The 19480-nt window shown below is 55.3% G+C and carries 7 protein-coding genes and 1 pseudogene; 5 read left to right on the forward strand and 3 right to left on the reverse strand.

Annotation, left to right across the window (positions count from 1 at the left end):
• Positions 1-224: 224 nt before the first annotated feature.
• The 5 genes and pseudogenes from EA20_RS19860 to EA20_RS21175 all read left to right on the forward strand — a co-directional run bounded on the left by EA20_RS19860 (position 225) and on the right by EA20_RS21175 (position 15145).
• Positions 225-1885, forward strand: a pseudogene (locus EA20_RS19860) (ShlB/FhaC/HecB family hemolysin secretion/activation protein).
• Between the two features lie 139 nt (positions 1886-2024).
• Entirely contained in the window at positions 2025-13055 is an 11031-nt protein-coding gene (locus EA20_RS19865) for a hemagglutinin repeat-containing protein (RefSeq protein ID WP_051516392.1), read from the forward strand.
• A 14-nt stretch (positions 13056-13069) separates the two neighbouring features.
• A complete protein-coding gene (locus tag EA20_RS20905) occupies positions 13070-13348 on the forward strand; it encodes a contact-dependent growth inhibition system immunity protein (protein ID WP_152540252.1) in 279 nt (92 codons plus the stop codon).
• A gap of 526 nt (positions 13349-13874) precedes the next feature.
• On the forward strand, positions 13875-14903 hold the full coding sequence (locus tag EA20_RS19870) for a VENN motif pre-toxin domain-containing protein (RefSeq protein ID WP_235192666.1): 1029 nt from the start codon (positions 13875-13877) through the stop codon (positions 14901-14903).
• Positions 14900-15145 carry a hypothetical protein gene (locus EA20_RS21175; protein ID WP_152540253.1) on the forward strand — a complete coding sequence of 82 codons (246 nt, stop codon included), beginning with the start codon at positions 14900-14902 and terminating at the stop codon, positions 15143-15145. The genes EA20_RS19870 and EA20_RS21175 overlap by 4 nt, the downstream gene beginning before the upstream one ends.
• 479 nt (positions 15146-15624) lie before the next feature.
• Here the strand turns inward: EA20_RS21175 and tyrP are convergent, their stop codons facing one another.
• From tyrP to EA20_RS19880, 3 genes are all read right to left on the reverse strand, one after another.
• Positions 15625-16776 carry a tyrosine transporter TyrP gene (gene tyrP, locus EA20_RS0117525; RefSeq protein ID WP_235192667.1) on the reverse strand — a complete coding sequence of 384 codons (1152 nt, stop codon included), beginning with the start codon at positions 16774-16776 and terminating at the stop codon, positions 15625-15627.
• Positions 16777-17038: 262 nt separating this feature from the next.
• Entirely contained in the window at positions 17039-17755 is a 717-nt protein-coding gene (gene dcuR, locus EA20_RS0117530) for a two-component system response regulator DcuR (RefSeq protein ID WP_024968066.1), read from the reverse strand.
• Between the two features lie 6 nt (positions 17756-17761).
• On the reverse strand, positions 17762-19378 hold the full coding sequence (locus EA20_RS19880) for a sensor histidine kinase (protein WP_051516394.1): 1617 nt from the start codon (positions 19376-19378) through the stop codon (positions 17762-17764).
• Between the last annotated feature and the right edge of the window lie 102 nt (positions 19379-19480).

Here is a 19480-nt window from a genome sequence, read left to right on the forward strand (position 1 = left end):
AGTCACCGAGATATCAAAGAATGCTTTTATAAGCACTCAAACCGCAAATTGCAGGATTTAACACTGGAAGTTTTCCTTGTTGCAGGAAGTGATCGTAATTTAAATGAACTTGATTCCACAATAATGCTTTTATTTTAAAACAGGAACTTTCTGATTATTATGGTGATATTATAGCGATAACGCATTAGCTACATTACCTTTTCATATTCTTCAGATTCCTAAAAATGATAAAACAGACAGGGACGTTGCTGGCGACGGCATGGTTCGTTATAAGCTACGCCGTGGCCGCACCATTAACACCAGGCGACCGCGATTTTATTCAGAATGAACAGCAGGAGCGTCTGCAACAAAACCAGCATCAGCGCGAAGCCCTGTGGCAAGCCATCTCGCCGGAAATAAAGAGCGCGGTTTCGCCCGTTGAGACAGGTACATGTTTCAATATTCACCGCATCTCAATACTTAATGCCTCACTTATATCTGACAGCGAGAAGCAGGCGCTTGCCAGGCTCTATACCAGCAAGTGTCTTAACTTAACGGAGGTTAACGCGCTGGTTCATGCTATTTCTGACTGGTATATGCAGCGTGGGTATATTACCAGCCGGGCCTATTTAACGGAGCAGGATCTGTCACAGGGCGAATTATCCATTGCCGTCCTTGAAGGGAAGCTGGATACCATCCGGCTTGAAGGTAAGCATCCGCGAATGCTTCATATGGCCTTTCCCGGCCTGGAAGGAAAAGTGCTGAATCTGCGTGATATCGAACAGGGAATGGAGCAAATTAACCGTGTTCGCGTCACGCCGGTACAGATTGAAATTCTGCCCTCAACTAAAGTGGGCTTTTCGGTAGTGAATCTCACTGCAAAGCCGGAATTTCCGTTAAACGCCTCGGTCGGTTTTGATAATAGCGGACAGAAAAACACGGGCGTCGGCCAGCTGAACGCTGCACTGACTGGCAATAATCTGTTGGGGCTCGCTGACCGCTGGTTTATCAGCGGCGGGCGCAGTAGCGCCTTCAGCGAGTGGCGTAATGCAGAGAATGTTCAGGCGGGGTTGAGCATCCCTACGGTTACGGCCTGATTGATTACAGCTACAGCTGGAGCAGTTACCACAGCAGTTTCATCAATAATGACTTCACCTGGCTGAGTAACGGCGACAATATTGCCCACCGCCTTAACGGCAGCTGGGTGCTGTTTCGCAACGGCGACATCAAAACCGGCGTACAGCTTGGCCTCAGCCACTATTCCAGCCACAACTTTCTCAACCACACCTTACTCCAGAGCAGCAGCCGCAAAATCACCAGCACCCAGCTGGGCATTAACCACACGCAAAAGGTCTTCGGCGGCGTGGCCACGCTAAACCCGACCTTCAGCCGCGGCATGCCGTGGTTTGACGCCGAGCGTGACGCCGGTAAAAACGGCGATCTGCCGAAAGCCCAGTTTCGTAAGTGGAGCCTCAGCGGCAGCTTTCAGCGTCCGGTCACCGACAAACTGTGGTGGCTGAGCAGCGTCTATGGCCAGTGGTCGCCAGACCGGTTGTACGGTAGCGAACGGCTGACGATTGGCGGCGAAAGCTCGGTACGAGGCTTTAAGGAACAATACCTTTCAGGTGATAACGGCGGCTATCTACGCAACGAACTGAACTACAGCCTCTTTACAGCGCCGTTTCTGGGCGAGGTCAGCGCCACCGCGGCCCTTGATGGCGGCTGGCTGAAAAGCGACGCACAAAACCGTGAATTCACCGGCACAATCTGGGGCAGCTCGGTAGGGGTCGGCACCCGTAATAACGCTTTCTACACCCAGTACACCCTGGGCATTCCGGTCCGCTACCCAGACTACCTGCAACCGGACCACGTCAGCATTTACGCCCGTATCGGGCTCTATTTCTAAGAGGCAATGATTATGGACGATCGTCAACCTGTTTCCCTGGCGCGGCGCGCGTTGAGCTACGCGATCTGTTGCCGTACAGCCGATGCTGCCAGCCGCGGCCGCGGCGGCGGCGATTACGCCAGTGACCCCAGGTACAAAAATGGATGCTGCCGGCAACGGCGTGCCGGTGGTCAATATAGCGACCCCGAATCAGGCGGGGATTTCGCATAACCAGTATCAGCACTATAACGTGGGCAAAGAAGGGCTGATTCTGAACAATGCGACAGGGCGCTTAACGCCAACGCAGCTGGGCGGTCTCATCCAGAATAACCCACACCTGAAAGCCGGCCATGAAGCCCAGGCCATCATCAATGAAGTCACCGGTGCCAGCCGCTCACAGCTGAAAGGTTATACCGAAGTGGCGGGGAAAGCCGCCAATGTTATGGTCGCTAATCCTTATGGGATCACCTGTAACGGCTGCGGCTTTATCAACACGCCCAACGTGACGCTTACGACCGGCAAGCCAAAGTTCGATGCAAAAGGTAACCTTGCCGCGCTCGAAGTCAGTAAGGGATCGGTAATTGTCGAAGGGCTGGGGCTGGACGGCAGTAATGCTGACGCGGTAGCGATCGTGGCGCGTGCCACGGAAATCAACGCCGGGATCCATGCGAAAGATTTGTCGCTCACGTTGGGTGCCAACCGGGTTGGAGAGGATGGCGCAGTGACGCCGCTAACCGGGGAAGGTGCGGCACCGGCGGTGGCGGTGGATACCGGCGCGCTGGGCGGCATGTATGCCAACCGCATTCACCTGGTTTCAAGCGAAAAGGGTGTTGGGGTGAATCTCGGCAACCTTAACGCGCGGCAGGGCGATATGGTGCTGGATGCCCGCGGCAGGCTGGTACTGAATAACAGCCTGACCAGCGGAGCGCTGTCGGCGAAAGGGGAGAGTCTGGTGCTGACTGGCGATCATAAGGCCAGCGGTCCGGTAACCCTGACCGGGCAAAAAGATATCACCCTCAGCACGGGTGCCGTGGTCAGCGACAACAGTATTATCCTGAGCGGAAACAATACCGTGTCGCTGAGCGGTGCCAAACTGACGGCCGGAAAAGATATCCAGCTCAGTGCTACAGAAATTAAGAGCGACAAGGCAAGCACGGCGGACAGCGGCGGCGACATCGGACTGACGGCGAATGAGGTGAATAATGGCGCACAAATCACCGCGAGCGGCGTGCTTTCTCTTAGCGCAAAACAGATAAAAAACAGCGGCGCCCTGCTGGCGAAAGGGCAGCAAAAGATTATCGCCACGGAGTCGCTGGAAAACAGGGGGCAGATTCAGGGTGACGAGGCGCTTGAACTCACCGTCGGCAGGCTGATTAACAGCGGGCAGGCACAAAGCAGACAGAGCCTGTCACTGACGGCTGACGAGACGGAAAACAGCGGTACGCTCACTGCCGACAGCCAGATCATTAAAAGTCACAAGCTGGCAAACAGCGGTGCGATTGTCGCTCATGATGCGCTCGCTATTACCAGCCTGAGCCTCTTTAATACGGGCTCGCTGAGTGCGCCACGGCTCCAGCTCAGCAGTACAGGGCTTACCAACAGCGGCCTGATTCAGGGCAGCAATGCTTTAGCGATCGCAGCTGACCGGCTCGACAATCTCAGCGGCGGCAGCATCGCCTCACACAGCGGCTTCACGCTGGATCTGCCGGAGCTGTATAACGCAGGCCTGATAAAAAGTGATGGTGGCCTGACGCTGGGTGGCGACACGCTGGTTAACAGCGGAGAGCTTAGCGCCGCCACGCTCATCGCCAGCCATAACAGCCTGCTTAACGTGAAAGATGGGCAGCTGCTGGCACAGGACGCAATGCAGGTTCGTCAAAAAACGTTCACTAATCAGGGGGTAGTGTCGGCTGATGCTCTGACTGTTAAGGCAGATAACCTGAAAAACGACGGTACTTTGCAGGGCAGCCAGCGGTTAAACATTACCGGGAACACTCTTAGTAACAGCGGTACTGCGCTTAGTGCTGGCGCCTTAGCGCTACAGGGCGTCAGGCTGGCTAATCAGGGCTTGATACAGGGCGAGAAGCTGACAGTAACGGCCAGTGACTGGCAGAATAGCGGCAACGCGCTCAGCGCCAGTGATGCCGATCTCCGGAGCAAAACGCTGCATAACAGCGGGAAAATTTTAGGGCAGCGCGATATTCAGATTCAGGCTGACAGTTCGAATAACGACGGCTGGATTATGGCGCAGGCGCTGACGCTGCAAGGGGATCTGATCAACAGCGGCCTGCTTCAGGGCGACGATCGCGTTGCGCTGAACGGCGATACCATAAGCAATCACAGCAACGGACAACTGCTGAGCACCGGCACGCTCGATGTGACGGCCGCACAGCTGGATAACCAGGGAACGCTCCAGGCGGACAGGATGAACCTTAACGCCGGGGAGTGGCTTAACAGCGGCAGCGCCAGGGCCGCCTCGCAGCTTACTGCGCAGGTCACGGGCACCATTAACAACGGTGGAAGTCTGACGGGCGAGCAGTTGCTGGACTTACAGAGTAGCCAGGTCCTTAACCGGGGCAGGCTGATGGCGGATCGTCTCAGTGTTACCGCGCCACTGCTCTCCAGTAGCGGCCTGATACAGGGCAGTAGTGCGCTGACGCTCAACAGTACACAGCTATCAAACCAGAACCAGGGCGAACTGCTGAGCGGCGGACCTTTGTCGTTAACGCTGGATCGGCTGGACAACGCCGGACTGCTGCAGGTGAATGGCGCGCTGGAGGTGACGGCTCGTCAGCTCACTAATGATGGCAGGATGCTGGCCGATACGCTTAGCGTCGGGGCCGGTAATGCGCTGATCAACCGGGGTGAACTGCTGGCCCGGCAGCAGGCCACGCTCAATACCCAAATGCTGGATAACAGTGGCGTGATTGCCGCCCGAAAAGTGGGGCTGAACGCCGATACGTTTTCTAACCGTGGTGCGGTGCAGGGCGATAAAAGTGTGGAGGTCGCCGCACAGCAGCTCGATAACCAGAGTAACGGGACGATGCTGAGCGGCGAAAATATGACGCTGCGCGGCGACAGCATCAGCAACAGCGGCGGCTTGCAGAGCCAGCAGATGGATATCACCGCTAATGCGCTGGTTAACCAGGGCCTTATTAACAGCACGGGTCAGCTTACCGCCAGCCTGCGCGATAAACTGGATAACGGTGGCAGCCTGCTAAGCCAGGCAGAAGGCAGGCTTTCGGCACATCAACTGCTGAACAGCGGAAAAATCATGGCTGACGGCCTGACGCTGCGTGGACAACGGCTGGAGAACAGCGGGTTGTGGCAGGGCAATTCTCTGCTGGATGTGCAGAGCGGTACGCTAGTCACCGCCACAGGAAGCCGCACGCTGAGCGGTGGACTGCTGAGCCTGGATGCCGATCAACTGACTACCGGCGGTAATTTACAGGGGGAACAGGCGCAGGTTACCGCTGGCAGCTGGCAGCACCAGGGGACGCTGACTGGCACCAGCGGACTGGAGGTCAGCGTCGCCGGGCAGTTGACCAGTAACGGCGAGTTACTGAGCCAGGGCGCAGCGCAAATAGGTGCGCAGACCTTGGTCAACATGGGCAAGCTGCTCAGCACGGGCGTGATGACGCTAACCGGCAGTACGCTGAACAACAGCGGGGCGGTGCAGGGGCAGACGCTGACGATCTCGCCCGTAAAAGTGATCAATCAGGGCAGTCTGATCGGACTACAGGCGCTAACGCTGGGCGCACTGCCGCAGACCGCCGGACGCATGATGCTGATGGCGATGGCTGTGCCTGCGAGAGAATTGACCAATAACAAAGGCGGTGCGCTGCTTACCCAGGGTACGCTGACTGTTAATGGCGATACCGTCACCAATAATGGCAGCTGGCAGGGGCAGCAGATTTTGCTGAACGCTCAGCGGCTAAATAATGGCGGCGCGATCCAGAGTGCAGATGGAATGCGGCTGATCCTGGCTGATAAGCTGGACTCGACCGCTGGCAGTAAAATTACCGCTAACGGCGCGGCCGCGCTGCAGGCGCTGGCGTTAACCAATCAGGGGCAATGGATCGCCAGAAACCTGACGCTCAACGGCAATACGCTGAACAACGGCGGCGATATCAGCGGCGTGGACGGCCTGACTACCACACTTACCGGCGCGCTGACCCAACAGCAGAATAAAACGCTGCTGACGGCGGGCAAGCTGGATCTGCAGGCAGTATCAGTGAACAACGCAGGCCGGATTCAGGGTGGAGAACTAAACGTCACCAGCGGCGCGCTGGAGAATAGCGGCGCGCTTCAGGGCGATAAAAATCTACTGCTAACGCTGAACGGCCGGCTGACCAACGCCGCCAGCGGCACCCTGATCAGCCAGCACGGGCTGACGGTGACCACGCCGGAACTCTATAACTACGGTCTTATTCAGGGCAACGGGACAACCGGTGTTCGCGCCACCACGCTTGCGAATAATGCCGGAAAAATTCTTTCCGGCGGCGAGCTGACGATTGAGACGCCGCAGCTGCTCAATAACGGCTGGCTGCAGGCGACTCAACTGATGCTTACTGCTGCCAGCGCCAGCAACAGCGGGACGCTACTGGCTCAGCAGCAGGCAACCCTGACCGGCAACGGCTTCACTAATCAGGGAAGCGCTCAGGGCGGCACCCTCAGGGTTAACTATCAGCAGCTGAACAACAGCGGCACCCTGCTGGGCAACGATCAGCTGAACGTGACCGCCACACAGATAAACCAGCAGGCGGCGGGGAAACTCTTCAGCGGCGGCGCTATGGTGCTCAGCAGCAATGGTTTCGATCAGCTGGGCCAGGTAGTGGCGCTGGGCGATGCGACGCTGAAGCTGATTAACGGTTTCACCAATAAAGGTACGCTGGCGGCGGGCAAACGGCTGAGCGTGACCAGCAACGGCGCGCTGGAAAACCAGGGCACCCTGCAGGGCCAGGCGCTGACGCTGGGCGCAGGCGGTAACCTGATCAACCAAGGCCAGCTCACCAGCGGCAGCGGCGACAGCACGCTAAGCGGCAGCCGTATCGCCATGAACGCCAGCGGCACGCTGCAGGGCGGCGGCAACATTAATCTGACCAGCCGCAGCGATATAACGCTTGATGGCTTTACCGGCACGCTGGGCAATCTCACGCTCAGCGCACCGGGCAGCATCGTAAATACCGCGCTGCTCTATGCGGCAAATAATCTCTACCTCTACGCCAACAGCATCAAAAACCAGCAGGGCGATATGCTGGCCGGCAACAACCTGTGGATACAGCGCGACGCGGCGGGGAATGCTAATACAGAGGTGGTGAACAGCTCAGGCACCATTGAGACGCAGAAAGGGGATATAACGGTTAAGACCGCCCATCTGGTTAATACACGTAATGGATTACATGTGACAGAAACCAGTAAATCGTCACCAACCCGCGCTGGCGTTGGCGATGCGACAATGAAAATTTCCATCTGGGACCTGGCGGTGGGGGATTATGGTTATTACACCGTTACCCGAACGACAGAGAGCGGCGGTGGTTGTGCAGGCGCTGATGGCGGTTGTTCATCACATACTACCCGTAAAGATTACTATGCTCCGACCCGGGAGGCAGCAACGCAAAAATTTGCGCTCTCCAGTACCACCGTAGATGTTGTCAGCAATGGCGGAGCAGCACGTATTGCATCAGGCCGTAATCTCATCATTAACGCCGGCAGCCTGGAAAACCAGGCCAGCAATTTGCTTGCAAATGGCAATATTCTACTCTCCGGAAACCAGCTTAATAATCAGAGCTGGCAGGCAGGCACCCAGAATGACTACGCTATTTATCAGTATAAAGGGCCGCTGGCCAAATGGACGTTTGGCGACGAGAGAACCCGCAATGCTACCAAAGGAAGTCTGTTTACCTATACGCTGTCTGGCCATGAAAACGTCTTTACACCAGGTCTGCTGTACCGCGCCGTCATCCAGGCCGGTGGCACTATCTCTGCTAACTTTAGCGGCGATATCAGCAATACCAGTACGACGGCCAATGCCGGTTGGGACGGCAACAGGCTGGCAGCTCCGGCTCTCAACCGCTTCAGCGTACCGGGCAGCGTAGCCGCCGTACAACAGCAGCAGCTTGCCGCCGCAGGCAACGTGGCGGTTAACTCACCGCAGTGGCGCGACCAGTTGCTAAACGCGATCCAGCAGGTTAACGGTGCGGCGGGTCTGGATGATGTACCGACAACGGGCGTATCGCCTGTCGGGTATGATTTTAATGCAGTTGGCAATGCCAAACCCGGCAAAGCTGCTTTGCTGAAACCAACCGGGGACAACGCTGGTCAGACGCTGAACTCATACACGCTCTCCCACGTAGACCTCAGCGCCTATCCACTCCCTTCTGGCAGCAATGGATATTTTGTCGCCTCTGACGACAGCAAAAGCCCGTATCTGATTAACCTCAATCCCAAACTCGACGGGTTGGGCCAGCTCGATCAAAACCTGTTCGGCGATCTGAATGCGCTGCTGGGTAAACGCCCTGGCAGCGCGCCACAGGAAAACAGAAAACAATATACCGACGAGAATACTTTTCTCGGTTCTTCCTACCTGCTGGGTCGTCTGAATCTGAAGCCAGAGTACGACTACCGCTTCCTTGGCGATGCAGCTTTTGATACCCGTTACGTCAGCAATACGGTACTGAACCAGACCGGCAGCCGCTATCTCAACGGTTTGGGGTCTGAACTCGATCAAATGCGTTATCTGATGGACAACGCCGCAGTCAGACAGCAGTCGCTCGGCTTACAGTTTGGCGTATCGCTGAGCGCAGAGCAGGTGGCTTCGCTGGATAAAAGCATTATCTGGTGGGAAGCGTCCTCGGTGAATGGCGAAACGGTAATGGTGCCGAAAGTCTATCTTTCCCAGAAAGACGTAAGCCTGCAAAACGGCAGTGTGATTACCGGTAATAACGTCTCGCTGCAAGGAGGCAACATCACTAACAGCGGCAGCACGGTGGCTGCGCAAAACGATCTCGAACTGGACAGCGGCAACCAGTTCAGCAATCTCAGTGCGGGCCTGCTACAGGCCGGGGGCAACCTGCAGCTGAGCGCCCTTGGCGATATCAATAATGTTGGCTCCACCATCAGCGGTAAAACCGTAGCGCTGGAAAGCGTTAACGGCGACATCAGTAATATCACCAACACGCAACAGTGGACGCTGGACGCCAGCAATAACTGGGGTCAGCATAAATTTTTCACTGAAACATTAAGCGGACCAGTGGCCAGTATCGCCGCGCTTGATTCCCTCAGCCTGAAAGCCGGTAATGACATCAGTGTCACTGGCGCGAAGCTCAGTGCGGGCGGTGATATGCGGATGGCTGCCTGGAACGATATCGCCATCACCAGCAATAAAATCGAGACAGGTAATGCGCAGTCGGGCTTCAGCCATGGCTGGCAAAAGGCTGATGCTATCCGCAACAGTTCTCTCTCCAGTCAGGGCAGTCAGCTCAGTGCTGGCGGCAATCTTGCCATGCAGGCTGGTCACAATCTGGACGTTACCGCCAGCGCGTTGAAAGCAGGTGGAGATGCCCAGCTGGCAGCCGGCAATGATATTAACCTCAACGCCGCCGCTACCCGGCAGAGCAAGCAGAACGGAAATTATGAATCCCATTCCTCCGGCGTGGATCGTACAACGATCTCCGGCGGTGGCGATCTGCAGCTGGCGGCCGGACGCGATCTTAACAGCCAGGCGGCCGGTATCGCGGCAGAAAAAGATGTGGCACTACAGGCGGGACGCGATCTCAATCTGCAGGCAGAAGCTACCCGTTCCGGCAACAGCTATAAGGCGGGCAAAAAGCAGGAAATCAACGACCATGTGCGCCAGCAGGGCACGGAAATCGCCAGCGGTGGAGATACCGCATTGCTTGCCGGACGCGATCTGAACAGCGCCGCAACCCAGGTAACTGCCCAGCAGGATATTACGGCCACTGCGGGTAATAACGTCACGCTTACCACGGCCACTGAAAGTGATTACCACTACAAAGAAGAGACCAAAACCAAAAAAAGCTTTCTGAAGAAGAAAACCACGCACACCATCGAAGAAGAGAGTGCGACGCGTGAAAGCGGTACGCTGCTGAGCGGTAACAACGTTTCGGTCGCGGCGGGAAATAATCTGCTGGTCAAAGGTTCACAGGTGGTCGGTGATGGCAGCGTTGCGCTTGACGCTGGCAACGATCTGAATATTGAGGCCGCCACCAACACCGACTCCAGCTGGCACTTTAAGGAAACCAAAAAGAGCGGCCTGATGGGTACCGGCGGCATTGGCTTTACCATCGGCAGCAGCAAATCCGTTCAGGACCGGCGTGAGAAAGGCATAACCCAAAGCCAGAGCGTGAGTACCGTTGGCAGCACCAGTGGCGATGTGTCACTGACATCCGGCGGGCAGGTGAAGATACTGGGTGCCGATCTGGTGGCGGGCAAAAACCTGGCGATTAACGGCGATGCGGTGATAATTGAGCCGGGTCATGACAGGCGTACCAGCGATTTCAAATTCGAACAGAAAACCAGCGGGTTGTCACTGGCGTTATCGGGGGCAGTGGGAGAGGCAGTCAACAGCGCCGTGGCGACCGTACAGACGGCAAAAAATGAAAGCGATGGACGGCTGGTTGCGCTACAGGCTACCAAAACCGCGCTTTCCGGCGTGCAGGCGGCGCTGACGGCACAGCAGTCGCAGGCCAGTGGAGAGCCTGCAAATATGGTGGGCGTCAGCATCTCCCTTAGTACGCAAAAATCGAAATCGTATCAGCATCAGGCTTCTGATACCGTTAACGGCACCACGCTCAATGCCGGAAAAGATCTTTCTGTTATCGCGACCGGCAGGGGCGGCAGTGCGCACAGCGGAGATATTCTGATCGGCGGCAGTCAGATGAAGGTCGCCGGCGACAGTACGCTGACCGCCGCCCGGGATATTCTGTTAACCGGTGCGGCCAGCAGCCAGCAAACATCGGGTAATAACAGCAGCAGCGGCGGCGGCGTGGGGGTCAGTATTGGCGCCGGCAATGGTGGCGCGAACATGAGTGTCTTTGCTAACGTCAACGGCGCGAAGGGTAAAGAGCAGGGTGACGGCATCCGCTGGAGTGAAACCACGCTGGACAGTGGTGGCAGGGTCGCGCTGAACAGTGGGCGCGATCTCACGCTGGCAGGCGCGCAGGTCAGTGGCAACCGGGTCACGGCGGAAGCCGGACGGAACCTGACGCTCAGCAGCCAGCAGGACAGCGATAACTACGACTCCGGGCAGACCAGCTTCGGGGCGGGCGGTAGCTATGGTTTCGGCAGCATGCCGGTATCGGGCTACGTCAGCCTGAGCCGGGACAAAATGCGCAGCCGTTACAACAGCGTGCAGGAGCAGAGCGGGATTTTTGCCGGTGACGGCGGCTTTGATATCATCACCGGCAATCACACCCAGCTGGACGGTGGCGTGATTGCATCAACCGCTGCGGCGGATAAAAACCGTCTTGATACCGGCACGCTGGGCTTCAGCGATATCGGGAATAAAGCAGATTTCAGCGTCAGCCACAGCGGTGTCAGCGCCGGGCTTTCCAGCGGCGCGTCGCTGGGCAAACAGCTTCTGGCCAACGGCATGGCTAATGCCGCCGGAACGGTGCTGGCCGGGCTGGGCGGCAGTGGGCATGCCGAAGGCACCACGCAGGCGGCAGTGGCAGAAGGCACCATTATTATCCGCAATCAGGCCAGCCAGGAACAGGATCTGGCAGGGTTGAGCCGTGACACGGACCATGCCAACGGCAGCATCGCGCCCATTTTCGATAAGGAGAAAGAGCAGAAGCGGCTGCAGATGGCGCAGATGGCGGGTGAGATAGCGGGTCAGATGGTGAGCATCGTCCAGACGCTGGGCGATGTCAGGGGTCTGGAAGCGGCGAAGAATAAGGGAGTGACAGGCACCGCGAAGGAACTGCGCGACAGCGCGGCGTACAAAACAGCGCAGCGCGATTATGGCACCGGCGGCAAGTACCAGATGGTGACACAGTCCGTGAGCGGTATCCTGAGCGGACTAGTGGGCGGCAACGCCATGCAGGCAGCGGCAGGCGGTCTCAATCCGTGGGTGGCGCAGGTCATCAGGCAGCAGACCACCGACGAAAACAATCATGTGAACGTGGCGGCCAATGCGGCAGCGCATGCGGTGTGGGGCGCGGTAGCAGCGCAGATGTCGGGCGGGAACGCGGCGGCGGGTGCGGCGGGTGCCTTCAGTGGCGAGCTGGCAGGGCGGTTTATTGCAGCGCATCTTTACGGCGCTGATTCGGCGGAGAAAGTTGCCGGGCTGAGCGAGGAGCAGCGGCACGAGCTGAGCCTGATGAGTACGCTGGCGGCAGGTTTAGCGGGAGGGCTTGCGGGTAACAGTACGGCGGCCACCACTACCGGTGCGCAGGCCGGGAAGAATGCGGTTGAAAATAACTCCCTGAGTGATGGCTGGAGCAGTTTACTGCCAGCAGGGACCGCAGACTACGCACAGGCACAGGCCTTTCGCGGTGTTTCCATGATTAAGAATGGCGCGACTGCTGATGAAATCTCTGCTGCCTTGGCTAAAGCGGCTGAAGGTGATATGCCGGAAGGCCAGGATGCGGCGAAAGGGTTAATTACTGCGTGGGGTAACTTTTTTGGAATGCCGTTAGATCTTATCATGTCTAACGAAAAGATGACGCCGGAGAAAGCAGCAGAAATCATCTCAGGTGGTGTACCAACATCTGAAGCTAAGTTGTTGCAATATGTGGCAGCTAAGGCATTTTTTGCGATTACTAAAAGTACGACTATTAAAGCCGAAACTGGTAATTCATTAATCTATCATGAGAATTTTGGTGGGCATGTAATAGAGAAGCATGTGAATAAGTCTGATGCCGAATTACTGGCCCGTCTTCAAGCTGAACCTCGTCTCGGTGCTACTTCTACATTTTTCGATAGCGCAGCAGCAGACAGAGCCATAGGAAATGCTTTTGCAGATAAATCTAACCAGAGGAAGCTTACTGAATGGTTAGTTGGTGATCAAACTAGATTAGTGTTAACGCATGAAGAGATGTTTAATGTCGGTAGAGTTATAAATAAAGGGGATGGTTCATCTCATTTATCTAATAAAATCATACTGGTGGTTGATAAAGATCCTTTGATGCCAAAGGGCTATCGAGTACATACGGCATATCCGAAATGATTATGGTGATTAATATGAAAGTTGAAAATTTTACATATTTATTAGGTGCTTACTTCCATCAGGATTGGTTTTTAGATGCCCCTGAACCTGATGATGTAATCAGATCTTTTGTAGCAAGAGAATCTCCTGAAAGAGTTAATGCTCTTGAGCAGGAAATTAAATTTATACTGACTAGTAATAGTGATGAATTATCAGGCAGCTTTATAACTGATAACAACGGATATTATGATCCTACCCCAGATGGCTTTACAGTAAAAAAATGGTTACAACATATATTAAGTGTGTTGCCATAAGCTAAAAAATCCCGGCCATCGAGCCGGGATTTTACGCTATACACCAGTCAGTTACACCTTAGTCGCCCGCTTCTGCGGCCCCGCAATCACCTGGATAAACTCGGCGATCTGCTGCTGTGTGCGTCTCTGGCTTATGATGTGTCTCAGCCATAATCAACTCCTTATCAGTTGGTTGTGGTCAGCGGGCTGTTGGTGTTCCACCACCTTCAGCCCGCGCTAATAATCCCTTGTTACGTGCTTCCTGTTCTGTTTTTACCTGTTTAAATATACACCTTTTGCTGTATAACTTCGGCGAAAGCCAGGCAATAAACAGCGGGGTGTCTCTGAAAAACGGATGGTTTTTTTCCGGGCTGCATTTCACTTATCCCTTTTTCCTGTGGCCATCTGTAATACTGTTGCGGCGGACTTGCAAAGAAGTCAAAAAGCGGCGCAACAGCCAGTATTATCAGGACGTCATAGGTGAGTATGGCATCGGCAGCAAAAATCAGATGGTGTTCAGGCCATCGGTGGCGTGCTGCAGGGGCTGGTGAACGGCAGTATATCGCAGGCGGTGGCGGGCGGCGTTAACCCGCTGATGGCACAGACGATTAAGGCGTACACGACCAACCCGGATAACACGACTAATAAAGAAGCTAACCTGATGGCGCATGCGGTCTGGGGCGCGGTGGCGGCACAGATGTCGGGCGGGAATGCCGGAGCGGGCGCAGCGGAGGCCTTCAGTGGTGAGCTGGCGGCGCGTTATATAAGCGAAAACTACTACAACGCCAGGACAGCTGAGGAAATCAGCCGGCTGTCGGAAAGCGACCGTCAGGAAATCAGCCTGCTGAGCACCCTGGCGGCAGGGGCGGCAGGCGGGTTGATTGGTGACAGCAGGGCTGCTACTGTGACCGGTGCTCAGGCCGGGAAGAATGCGGTTGAGAATAACCTGTTGGGCGGTAACGAATGGAGTCAGGGAGAGAAAGCCAGAGAGCATGGTGCGGATGTTTTTTCTTGTTCGGACAATCCGGGAGGAGCAGCCTGTCAGCGAGGGATCGCGGAAAATAAAGCTTATGCAGGTGCGCTGGCTTCTGCCGGGCTGATTTATCTACCAAGTGGGATGAAGATGACAGCAGCGATTGGTGGAACAGCAAATGCCGGTATTCAATATGCGATTAACGGAACGATTAATCCAGCAGATGTATTGATAGCCAGTTATGTTGGAGCTACCACAGCCAGAACGGGCCTATGGGGAACTATGGGCTGGAATGCAGCGGGTGGTGCGACATCTAACTGGCTGAAAGGTGATGATCCGTTGACAGGCGGAGCGATTAGCGGCCTTGGAGCAGGTCTGGGTTATGGCATTGGTAGTAAGTTAATCAAGCCTGGATTAGATAAATTTATCAATCCTAACTGGAAAAACTGGGAATGGGTGGATGTTGGAATGGGAATAAGTAAACCTATGCCATTGAATCCACTGTCTGGGATTTTAGGAACTGCTGGCGGAGGCATATTTACAGAGATCTTTAATGATCAGGCTGGGAAAGGTGTGGAGAAGCTGAAGAAGGACGTAAAATGAGTCATAAACGGTGGTTTATTTTATTTACTTATTTAATAGCAGCCAGCGTTATGGGGATGATCATTTTAGCATTAGCTGCATTCATCTTTAGCCGGTTATTTTTACTTATCTTTCACGGAATTCCGCTTGCTTTGCCTTTTAGTGATCTGATCCGATATCTAAAAGCAGCCTCTTTAGCAGGAACGGTAATCGGATGTGGATGCTGGTATATCTATTACCGTCATTATCGTAAACAGAAATAACGAGAATCCCAACCCTTGCGGTTGGGATTTTTTTACCAGTCAGCCACTCCTCAACTCAACTGAACTCAACTTCCACGCAGGCGGTCGTTTAGCGGTGATCATCTCAATAAAATCAGTGATCTGCTGTTGCTTGCGAACGGAGAGCTTACAGACCTTCTTCAGCGTCTGCATCGGCGTGGCGCACAGCTTCGCTCTGCTGTCAGCTTATGCAGCCGTTCTTCAGCATCGCAGTCGCCGCCGTCCGTGGCGGCTCCGTGTTCACATCGGCATCTTCTTCGTCTTCCACCTAAAAGCATAAACGGAGAAGAGTCGCCAGACATATCTCAACAACAAACAGAACCTGACGCCAGAAGAGCAGAAAGATAAGGTTAGCTCAGTCCCTGTGGGCGGTGTTATTCCATGCACGGCAGAACCCGGGGGCTTGCCTTTATCACATTCAGTGCATGCGGGATCAACATTCCAGGTCTGCGTTGAGCGCCTCAACCCACCTCAGGCAGCCAGCCGAGCGCGATCAGAATCTGGATCGCTATCACGCCGATGCCGCATAAAAAGACTATCAGCAATAAAGGCGCGCCGCCCGCCACGCGGTAAGCAGCGGTGCCGTGCTGCCTGCGACTCCGCCAGGCCAGCAGCGAGGGGATAATTAACGCCAGTACTGCCAGCGCAACGCCGGCATAGCCCAGCGCCAGAACAAATCCCTGCGGATAGAAGAGGGCGAAGAGCAGCGGCGGCAGAAAGGTCATCACGCCGCTCTGCATCCGGCCTGTAACGCTGGCGTTACGCTTAAGGAGATCGCTCAGATAATCGAACAGCCCCAGCGACACGCCGAGGAACGAAGTCGCCAGCGCCAGCGCCGCAAAAAGATGTATCGCCAGCTCGACGTGGGGAGAGGCCACAACTTCACGGATCGCCTGTAACAACCCGTTCAGGCCGGCATGGCTGGCGAGCAGGGCGCTGAAGGCATTTTGATCGATGGCGCCAAGCGTCGCCAGCTGCCAGAGGATATAGGCCACCAGCGGAATGGCGCTACCGGTAATAAAGACCCAGCGCAGCTTCCGCACATCGCCATTCAGATAGCTGACGATGCTGGGCACGCTGCCGTGAAAGCCAAAAGAGGTAAAGATCACCGGGATAGCGGAAAGCACCAGCCCCTGTTCCAGCGGCAGCGTCAGCAGATTCGTTTGCTGAATATGCGGCATCATCAGCCCCAGCATCAGAACCAGCATCACGATTTTAAGGCTGAACAGGACGCGGTTAACCCTGTCCACCATATGGGTTCCAACACAGACAATCCCACCGGCAATCACGGTAAACAGCAGGACCCCGTTGCCGGGTGACACGCTGGCAGAGAACCACTGGCTCAGACTGGCCGCCAGCAGCTCGCCCGCGCCGCTGATATAGGCAGCCGTTAAGGCATACATCAGAAACAGCATTCCCACGCCCGTCAGCCACTGGCCTGGCCGGCCAAGATAGCGGCGCGTCAGCGTTCCCAGCCCGGTGCTGGCTGGCGCGTGCTGATAGACTTCCACCATCAGCAGCGCGGTGTAGCACATCAGCGCCCACAGCCCCAGCAACAGCAGCAAGGTGATGCCAGGCCCGACGCCCGCTGCGGCCAGCGGCATCGCCAGCATACCGGCGCCAATTGTGGTGCCGGCTACGATAAAAATACTTCCTGTGGTGCGGTTCTTCACGTCGTCCTCTGAACGTAGGGTTCCCCTGTAAACAGTACGCGCAGGGTAAGCGAAGCTTTACAGAGCGTCAAATATTCATGACAAAAAAGGCCCGCCATGCCTCCGGTTTACGCCGCAGGGCGTTATAAGCGATGCGGGCAGGGCGGCTTCAGGGCAGGCACTGGCGATAACGGCAGGTGAAGGCGAGGGGCTGGCAAAAGAGTTAACAGTAATGTCGGAGCAGTGAATGATACTCTGGCTGCAAACGGTAACGATAAACTGGCCGGCCGGTGGCACCGTACTGAATAGTGGTGAACAGGATTTTAATTTCGGCCAGCCAGATAAGATATTTACGACAGGAGACGCGCGAGATATTTACTTCGCAGGCTAGCTCATCGGTGGAAAACTCACTTTCAGGGTGCGCATCTATCCACTGACAAAGGGTGCGCAGCGTCTGCGGCGTTAATCCTTTAGGCAATCTTCTCTCTTTATTGCCCTCAGTCGTATTACCATGAAGTAGCCGGTCCAGTTCTGCTTGCTGATAATAGTGCTGATTCTCCATTTGCGATCGTTTTTGCTGCCAGTGAGTTAACGCCTCTTCGAAACGTGAAAACTGGAAAGGTTTGATCAGATAATCCGCCACACCATAGTTGAGCGACGTTTTGATGCTGGCCGCATCCGCCGCGGAAGAGATAATAATTACGTCAACATGATGTCGGGAATGACGCAGTTCCGCCAGAAGGTCGAGGCCGTTCTCCTGCTGCATATAAATATCCAGTAAGATAAGGTCGACCGGTGAGTCAGTTTGCTGTAACCGTTCTTTCGCCTGTTGCAAGGTCGAGGCGGTGCCACAGCAGGTGAGTCCTGGAATCTGACCGATATAGCAGCGGTTCAGTTCCGCAACCATAGCATCATCATCCACCACCAATACATTCATCATAAAACGTTATCCTTTATCCCACGGGATTTGCACAAAAAACTGGGTATAGACGCCTGGCTCAGATTCCACGCTGAGGTGACCGCCGAGCAGGTCGGTTTGCTGTTGTACCAGAAACAGCCCCATACCTCGCTGGTCACCTTTGGAAGAAAATCCTTTCCTGAAAATGGTGGTTACCAGCGGGGCCGGAATGCCCGGACCGTCATCGCTGACCTCACAAGACAACCAGCCGTTCTGGTAATGCAGCAGCAGATGAATTTCACCTTCCTGCTGCGCCAGCGCTTCCAGCGCATTTTCAATCAGGTTACCCAGAATCATTACCAGCGCCGTCACCTGCTGTTCATTGCCGCTGTCGGGCAGGTAACAGTCATCGCTGAGCAGTAGACGATGGCCTTTATCGGAGGCCCGGTTGATTTTACTTAATAAAAATCCGGCAATCACCGGGGATTTAATCCGTTGCAGCAGAGAGCCTATTTCCGTCTGATAATTATTCGCGGTTTTTAATATATAGCTTTCCATCTGCGCATAATTTTTCATATGGAGCAGGCCGAGGATCACATGCAGTTTATTCATAAATTCATGGGAATGCTCCCGCAGCGCATCGACGTAGTTTATCATCCCGTCCAGGCGCTGCATCAGCTGGCTGATTTCGGTTTTATCCCGAAAGGTACATACCGCGCCGATAATTTTACCCCGGCTGCGAACCGGCACCGTATTGCTGATCATTATACGATCCTGCACCTGAATCTCTTCATCATGCCGGGAAACACCATCGTGCAGCGCTTGCCGGAGGTGGCTCAGCATCAGCGAATCTTCCGGGATGGGGTCGCCGCTGAGGGGCGCCTCAATGGCACTCTGTTGCAGAAGCTCCTGCGCCGCCTGATTGATCAGCGTAACACGCGCCCGGGCATCAACGGCGATCACCCCTTCTTTAATCGCATTCAGAATGGCTTGCCGCTGCTCAAACAGGCTGGAAATTTCATGGGGTTCCAGACCCAGCAGGATCCTTTTCAGGCGTCTGACCAGTATCAGGACGCCCAGCAAGCCTACCGAACCGCCCAGCAGGACGGTCCAGAAAATATTCCAGCGGCTTTTATGGGTCTGCGCCGTGACGTCGCTCAGGGAAATGCCAATCGCCACCACGCCAATCTGCTGATGCTGCGCGTTAAAAACAGGCGTAAAGACGCGCAGCGCTTTTACCAGCGTCCCCTGGTTGTAGGCAATATTTTCATGGCCAGCCAGCGCGGGCAGCAGGTCATCTCCCTTAAAGCGTTTAGCGATCAGGCTGCTGTTTGGGTGGGAATAGCGAATCCCGTTCATATCGGTCACGGTGACAAACAGTAAGTTGTTACGTTTTTGCACGGCCTCCGCGATCGGCTGAATAAGTCTGGCGCTTGCGGGCAGAGCCAGGCTGCGCTGAATTTCCGGATCTTCCGCCAGCGTTCGCGCTACGGCCAGCGCCTTATCCTTAACGTGCGCATGCGTAAAATTATCGATCTGCATCAGATAGAGGAGGTGGACGCTGACAAGCACCGTGACGATGACGGCGGCCATCATCACGGTCGCCAGAGTACTGAGTTTCACCGGGCGCTTAGGGGTAATGTCTGGCTGCTTTGCTGGATTCATTATGTTTTGCAGAGGGTGACGTTGATTAACCTGTGAAACATACGCTAAAGCGCCTGGCCAGTACAGGGATGCGCCATTTGTTAGCGAAAGCGCCCCGGCAGA

This window comes from Pantoea sp. IMH (assembly GCF_000599885.1).
In the GTDB taxonomy this organism is placed as follows: Bacteria; Pseudomonadota; Gammaproteobacteria; order Enterobacterales; family Enterobacteriaceae; genus Erwinia.

What these genes read in the sequence shown, in the direction of transcription:
- EA20_RS19865 (WP_051516392.1), top strand. Translation starts at nt 2,025, where the DNA reads ATGGATGCTGCCGGCAACGGCGTGCCGGTGGTCAATATAGCGACCCCG.
- EA20_RS19880 (WP_051516394.1), bottom strand. Translation starts at nt 19,378, where the DNA reads ATGAATCCAGCAAAGCAGCCAGACATTACCCCTAAGCGCCCGGTGAAA.
- dcuR (WP_024968066.1), bottom strand. Translation starts at nt 17,755, where the DNA reads ATGATGAATGTATTGGTGGTGGATGATGATGCTATGGTTGCGGAACTG.
- tyrP (WP_235192667.1), bottom strand. Translation starts at nt 16,776, where the DNA reads ATGCTGGCGATGCCGCTGGCCGCAGCGGGCGTCGGGCCTGGCATCACC.
- EA20_RS20905 (WP_152540252.1), top strand. Translation starts at nt 13,070, where the DNA reads ATGAAAGTTGAAAATTTTACATATTTATTAGGTGCTTACTTCCATCAG.
- EA20_RS21175 (WP_152540253.1), top strand. Translation starts at nt 14,900, where the DNA reads ATGAGTCATAAACGGTGGTTTATTTTATTTACTTATTTAATAGCAGCC.